We start from the raw sequence: 13,243 nt of genomic DNA, 5'->3' as shown, positions 1-13,243 counted from the left end.
CATATTGCCGACTGCGCCTCGCGGGGGGTCCGGGGAAGCGACGGCCGCGAGTTAACCGGCGAGATGGACACTCGTTCCTCGCGCCCATCTCACCTCCAATCGCGGCCGCCGCTTCCCCGGACCCCTGGCACGGCTGCAGCCGTGAGAGGCCCGCACGCCGTCGTGGGCTTCGATGCGAAGGCTGCTCCGGCGGAGAGCGAGAGGCGTCTGTTCGACGGCCAGGGCTGGCCGCCGAACAGACGCCATTTCACGAGCCGGGCGGCGTGCGTTCGTCGGAGACGATCGTGCGGGCTCGGGGGGCTCGGGGGCGCGATGACGATTGCGGTGAGGGGGCCCGCGTCGGTGCCGTGATTGTCGTGTTGAGCGAGCAGGGCGACCTTCTCGAGTTCAAGGTCGGGCGAGAGTTTTTCTTGCGGAAGTACTCGAGCGCCTCGTTCGGCCCGATGCCGACGGGCCGCTTCAGAGTTTCTTCAGCTGGCCCCGCCCCAGGGCGCGATACCTATCCACAGCTTCCTTCGTCCGCTTCCTTGTACGCTTCGAGGGCCTCGTCCGGTGTCAATGTCCAATCCCATTTTTCTAGGAGCGCGTCGGCGACCCGCAAGACTCGTGCCCAGTTCACTTTGACCAATTCAAGGGCGGATTCGAAGTGAGCTTCCAATAGCCGCTCGCTGAAACCCTCAATAGAGCTCTCGCCAGGGCAGTCGTCAGCACTCCAAAGCCGCTCCTTGAAGTGCTCATAGATCATTTCAATATCATATCGTCCGGATTTTCGACCAACATCCTTTGCGATCAGGATGCAGTCAGCGAGTCCGCCGACGTGCCGCGCGTGCACTTGAGCTGCGATTCCGGCCAACAAGACCAGAACGGCGCTTTGAGGCAGCGGCAGAGAGTCTTCGTATTTGCAATAAAGCTCGCCGTCAGAGCCATCTCCAGGGCAAATGGATATGTGTACTATTCTGAAATTGAGCTCTTTCGGGAACGTATCTGCAAGGATGGTAAATGCCACAAAATGGGCGGCTTCGTGGAGCGCGTGCTCGCGTCGGGTCTCGGGGCTTCGCGGATCCATCGTTTCACGGAGTTGACGAAGCGCAGCCTTCCATGGACTCATGGATGTCATGCTACCAGCGCTCGCTACAGAAGGCGAGCGCGGCGTTGTCCCAGGAGCACGCATTCTCACGCAGGGTGCGGTCGTCTAGTAGCCGCTGCAGGGGCCGCCCTGGGCGACCCAGCCGTCCTGGTCGCAGACGTAGTACTGGAAATTCTCGCCGCAGACCTGGTGGCCGCATTCGGTCGCATACACGGTGTTGCCGAGGTAGTCCTTGCCGCCGGGGCAGTCGCAGCCGTCGTCGCCGCCGCAGACGCCGCCCTTGGCGACCCAGCCGTTCGGCTCGCAGGCGTAGTACTGGAAGTTTTCGCCGCAGATCTGCTGGCCGCAGGCGGTCGCGTGCACGGGGTTGCCGAGGTTGTCGGTGCCGTCGGGGCAATCGCATTCGTCGCCGTCGTCGTCGCCGTCGCCGCAGACGCCGCCCTGGGAGACCCAGCCGTTTTGCCCGCAGACGTAGTAATGGAAGTCCTCGCCGCAGACCTGATGGCCGCATTCGGTGGCGTTCACGGTGTTTCCGAGGTAGTCCTTGCCACCAGGGCAATGGCAGCCGTCGTCGCCGCCGCAGACGCCGCCCTGGGCGACCCAGCCGTCCTGGCCGCAGACGTAGTACTGGAAGTCTTCGCCGCAGACCTGATAGCCGCAGACGTCGGTGTCCACGGGGTTGCCGAGGTGATCGGTGCCGCCGTCGCACGGACACCCGCCGCCGTCGCGCAGGTCGACCGCGGACGCGTCGGCGCGCGCCGCTGGTGGGTCGTCGCAGGCCAGCGGGGCGAGCACGGAGGCGCTCAGCAGCAGGGCGGCGCCGAGGCGCGAGGCGGAGAGGAGACGGCGCGAGAGCGAGGCGTGAGGGCGCGTGAAGGTGATGAACATGGACGAATTCCTTGGTGGCCGCGCAGGCTCGCGGCGGGGCGCAGGCAGAGGCCGCCGCCGAGCACGACGCTGGCGTGATCCGGCCTCCTGCGGGCATGACAGGCGGACGGATCCGTTGTCGCAGCGCGCGGACAAAAAAATTCGATCGCGCGTCGGCGCGTGGATCCGGGGCGTGACGGCGACAGGACGTCTTGCGACGGCCAGGGCTGGCCGCCGACCGACGCGATTCACGATCCGGGCTGCGTGCGTCTGTCGGAGACGAGCGTGTGAGGCTTCATCGCGCGAGGAGGCAGGACGGCGACGGAGGTTCGCGTCGGCTGTGCAGTGATTCCGGCGATCGAAGCTCGGCGGCGGGAGCCGGTCCGGTGGCGGTGCGGTGATGCCGGCGATTCGGAGCTCAGGGGCGGGAGCCGGTCAGGCGGCGGTGCGGTGATTCCGGCGAGCGGAGCTCGGCGGCGGGAGCCGGTCAGGCGGCGGTGCGGTGATTCCGGCGATCGGAGCTCGGCGGCGCGAGCCGGGCAGGCGGCGGTGCGGTGATTCCGGCGATTCGGAGCTCGGCGGCGTTCAGGCGGCTGAGGACCAGAGCTCGCGCCCCAGGGCCTCCCAGAGGCGGCGCGCGAGGTCGGGTGTGGGCAGGCCGGCGCGCCGTTCGAGGGTCTCGTCGAGGATGGGAGGATCGCGGAGAGCGAGGACGGCGCGTGAGCGGGCCGCGAGAACTCGAGTTCGTTCGTCGGCGCTCAGGCGGGGGGCGATCCAGGCGTCGACGGCCCAGGCGAGGTCGGCGTGGGCGGCCTCGTCGGCGGCGACCTCGGCCATGCAGGCGCGGATCTCGGGATCCTCGGCGACTCGCGCCTGGTGGGCGGCGAGCAAGGCGGCCCAGGTCTCGCCGACGCAGCCCTCGACGGCGTTCTCGAGCGCGAGCTCGACGAGCGAGCGGCTGCGGGCGGGCGCGAGCTCGACGGGGCTGGGGCGGCCGCCGAGGCGCTTGGCGATCGCGCCGAGGAGGTCGGCGTGGCGGGCCTCGTCGACCGTTGCGCGGAGAGCCGCGGTGATCAGCTCGGCGGGGGCGTGGTGTTCGCGGAGTTCGGCGGCGAGGCGCTCGAAGGCGGGGACGCTGGCGGCCTCGAGGTGGGCGACTTCGGCGAACCACCGCGCGACGGGATCGTCGCCGCCGCCGCGGCCCTCGGAGCGCAGGCCGGCGGGTCGCCGGCCGCCCTTGCAGTCGGTCTCGTACTGGCAGCGGATGTCGCTCTTGCTGGCGGGAATAGCGGCGCAACCGAGCACGGTGGTCATTCGCGGGGCGTGATCGTCGTCGACGGCGCCGGTGGTCGTCGAGGTGGTGTCGCCGGTGGTGGGGTCAGTGGTCGAGGTGCTCGAGCTCGGGCTGCTCGGCTCGTCGGGGACGGCCGGCGAAGCCATCATGGGGCACAGGACCTGGCACTCGGCGAGGGTGAGGTTGCCGTCCTCGATGTAGGGCGCGAGCCGGTTGGCGCCGATGGCAGTGACTTGTTCGTAACTACAGGGGTCGTCGGCCCCGCACCCGGACGCGGCGACCTCGGCGAGGATCGAGGCGAAGAGGAGGGGGAGCCGACGAGCGCCGAGCATGGGTGAGGAGTTTAGCACGTGGCCGATCCTCCACCGTGCGTGCGAATGCGGGCAGTCGACGCGCGAGTGGGGTGATTGTGCGGCAGAGCCCGCCTGGCAGGCGGGCGCTGTCAGAAGCGGCCGGTGAGGCTGACGAGGGCGCCGCGCGGGGTGGGGCTCATGCCGGCGGAGAAGCGGCGGCCGCGATCGTTGCGGTGGAGCAGCGGAACGAGGACGCCGATGGCGGTGCCGGCGACGGAGCCGAACAGGACGTCGGTCCAGAAGTGCTTGCCGGCCTCGACGCGCAGGACGCCGGTGGTGGCGCCGAGGCCGACGGCGAGCAGCCAGGCCGGGACGGCGGCGCGGGCCCGCGGGTGACGCAGGGTGAAGAGGGTGGCCCAGGCGCTCATCATGGCGAAAGCGGTCGAGGTGTGACCTGAATAAAGGACAGGCGCGACTCCTCGGCCTGGACGTCGCCGAGCTCGCTCTCGGGCTCGTAGCTGTAGGGCCGCGGGCGGCGCACGGCGTACTTGACGAGGTTGTTGAGGCCGACGTTGACGGCGAGGACCTCGAACAGGACGACCACGTCGCGGGCCCAGCCGCCGGCGGCGTGACGGTAGGAGCCGGGGCGCGGCGGCCGGCGAGGAGGGTGTCGGCGAGGTCGGCGACGATCGGAGCGGCGATCGCGGTGTAGAGCAGGGCGTCGGAGGCGTGGGCGGCCGCGAGGCTCTCGTTGCCGAGGACGCGCCGATCGAGGCCGTTGATGTGGCTGCGATCACAGGCCTGACAGCCGGACCACCGCATGTCGCGGGCCGCGAGATCGGTGCCTAGCCACATGACGAGGCCGAGGGCGATGACGGGGACGTCGACGGCCGGCCGCAGGCGCATGAGGTGCGGCGGGAGGGCCGGCGGGGCGGGCGGGAGCGGCGGATCGGCGGCGGGAGCGAGGCGAACGGGCTCGGTGGGGGAGATGTCCCGGAAGACATGTCTCCCGGGACACTTGAGGTGGGGCGAGGCGGGGCAGGGGCGGGCGTCCCCGGGGACAGGTTGTCGGTGGCGGCCGGGTCGGCTGTCCCCGAGGGTGTTTCGTCGAGAGGGGACGGCGGGGTAGGCGAGGGCGGATCGGCTGCCCGTAGGGACAGGTTGACGGGCGCGGCCGTGGTCATGCGGACTGACCCTGGGGACGCGGCCAGGGGGGATGTTCTTGGGGACAGGTTGGCGGAGGCGGACGCCGGAGCAGCCGGCGGGAGGGTCCGTGAGGGTGTCCTCTCGGGCATGTCATCCGAGACATGTCCCGAGGGTCCGGCGGGCTGCCAGGCGCCCGGGTCGGGGGTGCGCGCCAGCGGGTGGGCGGCCGCGGGCGGGGCGGCGAGGGCGAAGACCAGGGCCAGAGACAGGCAGCGCGACATGCTCGGTCGGACGAGTATGCCCAATCGCAGGCCGGCGGCGCCGAAGGAGGTGGCTTTGGGGACAGGTGATTCGCAGGCTCGGAGGTGCGTTGATCGCGCTTCGCTGGTAGAGGATGTCCGGGTCGAGCCCGATGGACGCCCTGCTGGCAGAGGACGTCCGGGTCGGGCTACATTGGGCGTCCAGCGATGCAGACCGGGACGTACGCGGAGCTCGAGGCGCGATTGACGGGGTTGGCGACGGGGGCCGCCGGCGGGGACGCAGAGGCGGCGCGATCGCTGGCGCGCGAGCTGGAGGCGCTGGCCGAGGCGCCGGCGTGCCGCGAGGGCTGGCCGCGGCCCGGGAGCGTGGCGTTCAAGGCGTTCGACGTGTTCCTCGAGGCCGAGGGGGCCGATCGATCGGCGACGCTGGGCCAGCTCGCGGGGCCGTTCCTGCGGGCGATCGCGGCCCATCCGGAGACCCTCGGGGTGCCGTACGGCTTCCGGCCGGCGGCGACGCTGGGGCCGTCGGCGATCCCGCTGCTGGTGGCGCTGCTGGACGGCGGGCTGCGACGGACGACGCGAGCGGCGATCGAGGCGCTCGGCGAGTACAACCCGAACAACGAGGTCGGCTTCAAGCTGGCGGGCGAGGCGGTGAGCCGCTTGCTGGCGTACGCGGACGGCGAGGCGGTCGCGGCCGGGCTGATGAAGATCGAGTGGAACGACGAGCGGCTGTGGCTGCTGTTCCGCGTGCTGGCAGACGGGAACTCGCTGGACCCGGCGAACCGCGGACCGGCGGCCGCAATGGCGCTGGGGCGGCTGGTGGCGGCGACTGCGACGATCGCGGGTTCGGGGGCGGACAGACTGCGCGCGCTGCTGCTGCGGGCGAAGATCATCCCGAAGGCGATGGCGCCGGGGATCGTGCTGGCGAAGTTGCCGAAGCAGCTGCCGCACACGGTGGCGGAGGCGCTGGCGTTGATGACCGCGTGGGAGCTGAGGCCCGCCGAGGTGGAGGCGAAGGGGCCGGCGCGGGCGCGCGAGATCGAGGCGCTGGCGAAGCACGTGAGCGCCCGGCTGCCGCAGGAATTGAGGCAATTGCTGGCGACGCACGCGGCGCTCGGGTCGCGCGACTTCGGGCCGCCGGCGCGCATGCGCCAGCTGGTCCGCGAAATGGTGGGGACGATCGAGGACGACGAGGAGGAGGCCGACGACCCGCCGAGCGGCCGCGGGCGCTACGACGTGCGTGGCTTCGATCCGGCGAAGAAGGCGATCCCGCTGGGCAGCGATCCGTCCGGCGACCTGTTCTTCCTGGCGACGGGGGCGAAGTCGGAGGCGAACGCGGCGCCGGTGATCCGCTATCGCCACGATCAGGCGCTGGTGGCGACGATCGCGGCCGACTCGCTCGGCGAGTACGTGGCGCTGATCCTGGCCCGCGCGTACGCCCGCCGCGAGGGGCTCGAGGCGCAGCTCGACAAGCTCGAGGGGCGCAAGCGGACGATCGTGTCGGGCTACAAGCCGCCGAAGCGATAGCGGCGAACCGGCCGCGAGGGCTCCTGCCCGAGCACGAACGATGACTCCTCTCATTCGGGCCCCTCGTCTCGTGGCCGTTTTCATGGGTGCTCAGGCGTGCGTTATCAGCGGCGATCCATCCTCGGCAAAGCTCTGGCAAAGGGTGACGGGCGGCACGAGGAGGCGCACCCACGGCATCGTGTCGCGGCCGCTTCATCGAAGTGATGAGCGAGGGGGACCTGGCCGGTCCACGGTCGCCACCAGCGTCTCGTGCAGGAGGGCGACGCGACGCATGAGGCTGCCGGCCGCCAGCCCCGGAGGAAGTACGAGACCGCCAGAGCGGCCAGCGGCGCGCCGAGTGCCGCCTGGGGCAGCGAGAAGGCGGCGCGCAGCGACGGCCAGGCCACTCCGAGCACCGCGTCGGGCAGCCCGAGGCTGATAAAGCCGAGGTAGGCGAGCACGAGGAGCGTGGTCAGGTGACGCGAGGCGGCGGTGGGCTCGGGCATGAAGGCGAGGCGGCGCGCGGCTGCAGGGAGCCCCGGCGCCCGCGCTTTAATGGGGGCAGGGCGCGCTCGCACGTGAGCGAGGGGCTCGCGGGCGCCGGCGCGCTCTCAGCCGGGGGCCGGCTCTCCGTCTGCTGCGGGGGCGCAGATCCCGAAGTCGCCGGCGCAGGTGCCCGCTCGCCTCGGCTCGGCGTCCCTCGAAGAGGTGCGCCCACGATGCGAGCCGCTCGGCCGCGCTGCCGGGCGACGCCCGGGGGCCGTTCACCGACTCGGCCGGCGCGGCTCGGCTCGCCTCGCCTCGGCGAGATCGCACGACACTCCCGTCAGACCAGGACGCCGGTGGGCTCCAGCCTCGTCGCAGGGGCTTCACCGACCCGCGCTGCAAACGGCGTCCAGGTCGCCTGCACGTCCTCTGGGCGGCTTGGCACGGCCCCTGCTAAGGCCCATCCGCATGACGACCACGACTCGCCTCCTCACCTTGTCCTCGCTCTTCCTCGCACTGCCGGCCTGTGACTCGAAGGTCGAGGGTCATCACGCGAACGACGGCGACTCCGCGGCCGGCGAGGGCGACAGCGAGGGCGACGAGGAAGGCGAGGGCGACAGCGAGGGCGAGGTCAAGAGCGAGGACGAAGGCGAGCCCGAGCCCGAGCCCAAGGCGGACTTCGGCCGCGCGGGCGAGGTCTGCGACCAGAGTCAGCTGTCCAGCGAGTGCCAGATCGGCGGCGTCGCCGGCCTCGAGTTCTGCGTGTGGTCGCTCGATCAGTACAACCACATCTGGACCGCCTGTCTGACGGAGACGTGCGCCAAGGAGGGCGACTCGCGCGCCTGTGAGGGCGGCACCCAGCACTGCGTCGCTTACGAGGCGACCCCCGACACCGGCGAGACGCGCTGGGGCGAGTGCGGCGAGGCCGACGAGTGCAAGCCGGGCGACAGTCAGTCGTGCGGCTTCGGCGAGGAAGAGTTCGACATCGACATGGGCTGCATGGTCGACGAGGAGACCGGCCGCCACGTGTGGAACTGGGAAGACTGCAACACCCCGCTGGTGCTGAGCTTCGGCGACGCCATCGAGTTCGCGCCGACCTCCGCCTCGGCGGCGGACTTCGACATCCACGGCGGCGCCGGCAGCTGCGCCCGCGCCGACTGGCCGACGGCCACCACCCCGTGGCTCGCGCTCGACCGCGACGGCAACGGCAGCATCGACGGCGGCCAGGAGCTGTTCGGCGCCGCCACCCGCATGTCCTTCGGGTCAGGTGTGCACAACGGCTTCCAGGCCCTCGCCGAGCTCGACAGCGACCACGATGGCAAGATCACCGCCGCGGACGCGCGCTGGGGCGAGCTGATGCTGTGGGCCGACCACGACGCCGACCGTCGCTCGAGCGGCTGGGAGATGCTCCCGCTCGCGAGCTTCGAGATCGTCGAGATCGATCTCGGCTTCACCACCCGCCGCGAGTGCGATGCGCGCGGCAACTGCGGCCTCGAGCGCGCCAGCTTCGTCTACCGCACCGCCGGCCAGCAGCGCACCGGCGAGGTCGTCGACGTGCGCGTCGCCTGCGAATGAGAGGACACGGCCGCGGGGCGGGGCTCGAGACATCGCCTCGGCCCCGGGCTGCTCACCCCGACGGCTCCAGCAACTGCTGCCCGAGCGCCTCCGGGCAGCGCCACGCATCCGCCACCGGCTCGTATGTACATATCGTCGTGCGCGCGCTCGATCGCGGCCCTGCCGGCGGCTGATCGTCCGCGGCGATGTCCGTGAGCCGGCTGGTCTCGCGCAGCTGCAGGTCCGCGTGCCCGTCGCCGTCGACATCGCGGGCCAGCCACACCGTCTCCGCCGTCGACTCGCTGCCCCCGACATCCTCGGCGCGCATCACGTGCCGACGCGTCGCCGAGAACTGCACGTGCAGATCGGCCACCTCGAGGATGAACCCGACCTCGCCGCTCTCGTGGTCCATCGCCTGGTCGTGCTGCGGCCGCTCGACCGGAACGATCACCGTCAGCTCCGAGCGCCCGTCACCGTCGACGTCGTACACCTTGAACTTGTGGGGCACGTCGTCGACCCGCATCGACCCCTCGAACAGCCGCCTCCGCCCCAGCACCGCGCCGTCGCGCACACGCGCGACCTCCCACGCGAACACCTCGCGTCCGGCCGCCGACCACATCACGTACGGATCGGCGATCGCCCCGGCGAGGCACACGCTGAGCTCCCCCGGTGTCCCTTCGCACGCGTCCACCTGCGCCTCCAACCCCGTCAGCGCCGCCTCGAGCCGCCCGGCTCGCCGCTCCTGTGCCTGCCACGCCCGCGCGCCGTACCAGCGCAGCAACACCAGCTCGTCGCGCCCGACCGCCTTTCGATCGACCACCTCGATCACCTCCGCGTCTTCCCCTGCGAGCACCCGGTCCAGCGCCTCGAGCTCGACCGCCGACCCAGCGGGCGGAGCGACATCCGGCCTCGGCGCCTCGGCGACCTGCGACGCGACATCCTTCGCCGCAACGACCTCCGTTCCGGGGCCGACATCCTTGCCCTGGGCGACCTCTTCCGACCCGACCGCCGCGCCGTCCTTCGCCGCCACGACCGTGTCCGCGGCTCGATCGGCCGCGACCTGCCCGGCCGGCCCAGCCACGACCTCGGCCTTCCCGTCACTCGCTCTCCCACCCGTGCCCTCGCTGGCCGTGCAGCCCATCGCACCGCTCAGCGCGACGATCCACCCGAGCGCGCGTGGTCTCGAGATCGACATCCAACCCAGTCAGCCACGCTCTCCTCGCCGGGTCAACCAGTTCGCGCGCGCGCTCACCCGCTCCGAGAAAAAGACACCGAATCCCATCGCCGTTCAGGAGGCTGCTGCGACGAAATCGTGGATCGACTGCGCCCGAACGTCGAGCAGCCGATGGTGCTGGCCCAGCTGATTTTGGCCTTCTCGGCCCCCGCGGATCCCGGCGAGGCCCCGAGCGGGGCGCGAGCGAGCGAGGGCCGCAGCACGACCGTGCCTCGATAGAGCTCGTGGTCGGGACAGCCGGGCGCTCTTCCAGGCCGGCTGAGCCGCCGCGGCACGGACAGTGTCGCTATCGGCAAAAGGCTGCCCGTGCGGCAAGCCGCGCGTGCGCGGGCTGCAGGGACGTGACAGGAGATCCGGTCCTGCGAAAGAACGCACGTTCGGCTGGTAGGAATGAGCCGGGTGGCATTTGCCTGACGATGGCGCTCGCCGCGCTGTCGAGCGCGTGCGGCCGTTGACGCGCTCCTGGAGCTGACGTCCCCGCTTCGCGCTGCGGTCGCGCCGGCGGGGACTGCCGTGGTTGCTAGCGAACACACCTTACGACGAGGCGGTGGTTCATTCATCGAAGTGCGGGTCTCCCCGTGGCCTCCAGGGCGCGGGCGGAGCCGCCCCGGCCGCGCGAAATGCCTCCACGGCATGAACGCGGTTCGGGCCGGGACCGAGAGCAATGCCCATAGCCGCGCTCGCGCGGGCGAAGGATGAAGTTTATGAACAGATCCACTCTCTCGACGAACAATGCTCGGGGCGCAGCCGGCGTGTGCGTGGCGCTACCCTTTCTCGAAGCCATGGCGCGACCCGGCGCGGGCTCGCGGCCGCGAGCGGCCCATCCGCAGCGCTTTATCGTGTTCTATACGCCGAACGGCACGGTGATGAAGAATTGGCGGCCGTCGGGTGACGAGGACGCATTCACGCTCTCGCCGATCTTGCAGCCGCTGGAGCCCTTCAAGCAGAAGCTCGTCATCGTCGACGGCGTCGACGCGCTGTCGGCCTATCACGGGCCGGGAGACGCCCACCAGAAGGGGACGGGGCAGGCGCTGACCGGCACCCAGCTGCAAGAGGGCAATTTCAAGGGCAGCAGCGACTTCACGGCCGGGTGGGCCGACGGCATCTCGATCGATCAGAAGATCGCCGACGCGATCGCGGGCTCGACGAAGTTTCGCTCGCTCGAGTTCGGGGTCCGCATCAAGGGCGCCACGGTCAGCTCGCGGATCTCTTACCGCGGCCCGGCGCAGCCGCTCCTCCCGAGGTCGATCCGGCGGCGGGTTTCGCCCGGATCTTCGGCGACCTCCATCTGTCCGCCGACGAGCGCGCGCGCAAGATCGCCGAGCGCCGCAGGGTCCTCGACGCGGTCGCGGCGGACTACGAGCGGCTCCTGCCGAGGGTCGGGGCGGCCGACCGGATCAAGCTGGAGGCGCACCTCGAGGCGGTCCGCGACATCGAGGGGCGGCTCGAGTCCGGGTACGACGAGAGTGGCGTGTGTGCGCCGCCCGAGCTCTCCGACGAGCCCGACCTGCAGACGCTGGCGAAGGTCCCGGCGCTCGGCAAGCTGCAGATGGATCTGCTCGCCATGGCGATCGCCTGCGACCTGACCCGAGTGGCGTCGATCATGTGGGCGAACTCCTCGAACATCGACCCGTTCCCGTGGCTGTCGATCCACGAGGCGCACCACGAACTGTCTCACCGCGGCGACAGCGACGACGACGCGCAGGAGAAGCTGACGAAGATCAACACCTGGTACGCCGAGCAGTTCGCCTATCTGCTCGCCAGATTGAGGGCGATCCCCGAAGGCGACGGCACGGTCCTCGACAACACGCTGGTGGTGTGGGTCAACGAGCATCAGAAGGGCAATAACCACGATCGCAGTCAGATGCCCTACGTCCTCGCCGGGAAGGCGGGCGGCGCGGTGAAGACGGGCCGCTGGCTGCGGGTCGACGGCGAAGTGCCGCACAACAACCTCTGGGTCGGCTGCATGCACGCGATGGGGATCGACGAGATGAGCTTCGGCAACCCCGAGTACTGCACCGGCGCCCTGAGCCTGGCCTGAGGCCGCGTGCGGCAGGACGCCGGGGCAGGCGCATCGGTGGTCGGAGGACCCGGGCGGGACGGGTCCGCGCACGCGGTACGCGGCCGCGACCCACGTCGGCCGGAAGCGAGAGCGCCATGTCGCCGCGTACGCTGTCGATCCGGGGCCCGGCGGTTCGTCCCGTGCAACGCGGTCACGTCGCGGATGACCTTCGGCGCCCACCTGCCGGGCCTGCTGCTCGGGCTCGGCGCGGTCGACGTCGGCGCCGAGGAGACCGCGCACTTGCTGCGACCCGGCCCGCAGGTCGCCCTCAGGCTTGCGACCGTGCGAGCCTTGCGGACCCACGCGGTCGCCTCCGGCTCGTTCACGGAGGCCGAGTTCGACGAGTACTGCGCCCTGCTCGCCGACCCCGACCTCGTCGCCGTCAACTCGCCCCTGATCAGCGTGTGGGGCCGCAGGCCCTGATCGAGGCGTCGCGCGGGGCATCGTCGCCGCGAGCGGGGAGCGCGAAGAGGAGCGAGGCTGGCCGATGAGACAGGTGGGGCGAACCGGGACGTTGGCATATGTAGGCGGGCGGGACGGGAAGGGCCCGCGAGGGCCGGCCAGGCCTCGTCCGCGCAAGTCGGGAGCGAACGGCCGGTGGCCGGCGGTGAGGCGAGGTCGGTGCGGCGGCGCGCCGAACGGGGCGACGATGAGGCCGGGGTCGTGCCAGTTCGCTGCACAAAGTCCGTGAAGTGTGCAATGGTGGCTTGCACAAAGTCGTCGCCGTGTGCAATGCTGCATCGACGGTGAACGGGTCCAGGGGCAACGGCGAGACGCGCGAGGCGATCCTCGACGCCACCGATCGGCTGCTGACGACCCGGGGGTTCCGCAGCGTGACGATGGACGACATCGCCGGCGAGGCGGGGGTCAGCCGCCGGACTGTCTACATGTACTTCCCGAGCAAGGAAGAGGTCGGCCTGTCGTCGATCGACCGGGTGGTGGCGCAGACGTACGCGTGGCTGGCGGCGCTGGCCCGCGGGGGCGGCGATCCGGCCGAGGTGCTGCGCTCGGTGCTGATCGAGCGGGTGCTGCGACGGCTCGACAGCGTCAGCGCGTACCGCCAGAGCCTCGACGAGCTGTTCGAGGCGGTGCGGCCGGGGTACATGGCCCGAAGGACAGCCCACATGGAGCGCGAGGTGGCGCTGGTGGCCGGGGTGCTGGCGGCCGGCGTGGCGTGCGGGCGGTTCGAGGTCGAGGACGCGGCGGCGACGGCGTCGACCCTGGTGAAGGCGACCAACGCGTTCCTGCCGTACAGCCTGAGCGTCGCCGAGCTCGGCGAGCGGGCGAAGGTCGAGGTCGAGGTCCGGCGCATGGCGGCGCTGCTGCTGAAGAGCGTGGTCGCGCCGGAGCCTCGACGTGTGGCGAAGCGGCCGACGCGGGCGAAGCCGACACGGGGCAAGCCGGCGCCGGCGCGAGCTCGGACGCGGGGCGCGAAGTGAAGACAAAGAGGTGAG

General features: G+C 71.1%; 12 protein-coding genes and 1 pseudogene. 6 read left to right on the top strand and 7 right to left on the bottom strand.

The window, feature by feature from the left end; all coding sequences use genetic code 11:
• Positions 1-499: 499 nt before the first annotated feature.
• From OV079_RS16075 to OV079_RS16055, 5 genes are all read right to left on the bottom strand, one after another.
• Positions 500-1,108, bottom strand: coding sequence for a hypothetical protein (locus OV079_RS16075; protein ID WP_267769569.1), 609 nt, complete (start codon positions 1,106-1,108; stop codon positions 500-502).
• 84 nt (positions 1,109-1,192) lie between these two features.
• Complete coding sequence (locus OV079_RS16070) at positions 1,193-1,975, bottom strand: hypothetical protein (RefSeq protein ID WP_267769566.1); 783 nt, start codon at positions 1,973-1,975, stop codon at positions 1,193-1,195.
• A gap of 564 nt (positions 1,976-2,539) precedes the next feature.
• Positions 2,540-3,580: a ferritin-like domain-containing protein gene (locus OV079_RS16065; protein WP_267769564.1), complete on the bottom strand. Its 1,041-nt coding sequence runs from the start codon at positions 3,578-3,580 to the stop codon at positions 2,540-2,542.
• Between the two features lie 110 nt (positions 3,581-3,690).
• Positions 3,691-3,972, bottom strand: a complete 282-nt coding sequence (locus OV079_RS16060) for a phosphatase PAP2 family protein (protein WP_267769562.1) — start codon at positions 3,970-3,972, stop codon at positions 3,691-3,693.
• Positions 3,969-4,145 carry a phosphatase PAP2 family protein gene (locus OV079_RS16055; protein WP_267769560.1) on the bottom strand — a complete coding sequence of 59 codons (177 nt, stop codon included), beginning with the start codon at positions 4,143-4,145 and terminating at the stop codon, positions 3,969-3,971. Before OV079_RS16055 ends, OV079_RS16060 begins: the two co-directional genes overlap by 4 nt.
• Before the next feature lie 1,009 nt (positions 4,146-5,154).
• On the opposite strand from OV079_RS16055, the gene OV079_RS16050 reads away from it, so the two are divergent.
• The gene (locus OV079_RS16050; protein ID WP_267769559.1) at positions 5,155-6,474 is read left to right on the top strand and encodes an SMI1/KNR4 family protein; all 1,320 of its coding nucleotides are present in this window, start codon (positions 5,155-5,157) and stop codon (positions 6,472-6,474) included.
• 104 nt (positions 6,475-6,578) lie between these two features.
• On the opposite strand, the gene OV079_RS16045 is transcribed toward OV079_RS16050, so the two are convergent.
• Complete coding sequence (locus OV079_RS16045; protein WP_267769557.1) at positions 6,579-6,959, bottom strand: hypothetical protein; 381 nt, start codon at positions 6,957-6,959, stop codon at positions 6,579-6,581.
• 448 nt (positions 6,960-7,407) lie between these two features.
• Here OV079_RS16045 and OV079_RS16040 point away from each other — a divergent pair, with 448 nt between their 5' ends.
• A complete protein-coding gene (locus OV079_RS16040; protein ID WP_267769555.1) occupies positions 7,408-8,514 on the top strand; it encodes a hypothetical protein in 1,107 nt (368 codons plus the stop codon).
• 52 nt (positions 8,515-8,566) lie between these two features.
• Here OV079_RS16040 and OV079_RS16035 read toward each other — a convergent pair whose 3' ends face one another.
• Positions 8,567-9,688: a hypothetical protein gene (locus tag OV079_RS16035; protein ID WP_267769553.1), complete on the bottom strand. Its 1,122-nt coding sequence runs from the start codon at positions 9,686-9,688 to the stop codon at positions 8,567-8,569.
• 117 nt (positions 9,689-9,805) lie between these two features.
• Between OV079_RS16035 and OV079_RS16030 the strand changes: the two genes are divergently transcribed.
• From OV079_RS16030 to OV079_RS16010, 4 genes and pseudogenes are all read left to right on the top strand, one after another.
• Positions 9,806-9,946, top strand: coding sequence for a hypothetical protein (locus OV079_RS16030; protein ID WP_267769552.1), 141 nt, complete (start codon positions 9,806-9,808; stop codon positions 9,944-9,946).
• Positions 9,947-10,422: 476 nt separating this feature from the next.
• Positions 10,423-11,768: pseudogene (locus tag OV079_RS16020) on the top strand (DUF1552 domain-containing protein).
• 183 nt (positions 11,769-11,951) lie between these two features.
• Positions 11,952-12,212, top strand: coding sequence for a hypothetical protein (locus tag OV079_RS16015; RefSeq protein WP_267769550.1), 261 nt, complete (start codon positions 11,952-11,954; stop codon positions 12,210-12,212).
• A gap of 323 nt (positions 12,213-12,535) precedes the next feature.
• Positions 12,536-13,228: a TetR/AcrR family transcriptional regulator gene (locus OV079_RS16010; protein WP_267769549.1), complete on the top strand. Its 693-nt coding sequence runs from the start codon at positions 12,536-12,538 to the stop codon at positions 13,226-13,228.
• The last annotated feature ends 15 nt before the right edge of the window (positions 13,229-13,243 follow it).

This window comes from Nannocystis pusilla, assembly GCF_026626665.1.
Lineage (GTDB): Bacteria > Myxococcota_A > Polyangia > Nannocystales > Nannocystaceae > Nannocystis > Nannocystis pusilla.
The sequence above is the reverse complement of the archived record's forward strand: the minus strand, read 5'-3'. Positions and strand labels throughout refer to the sequence as shown.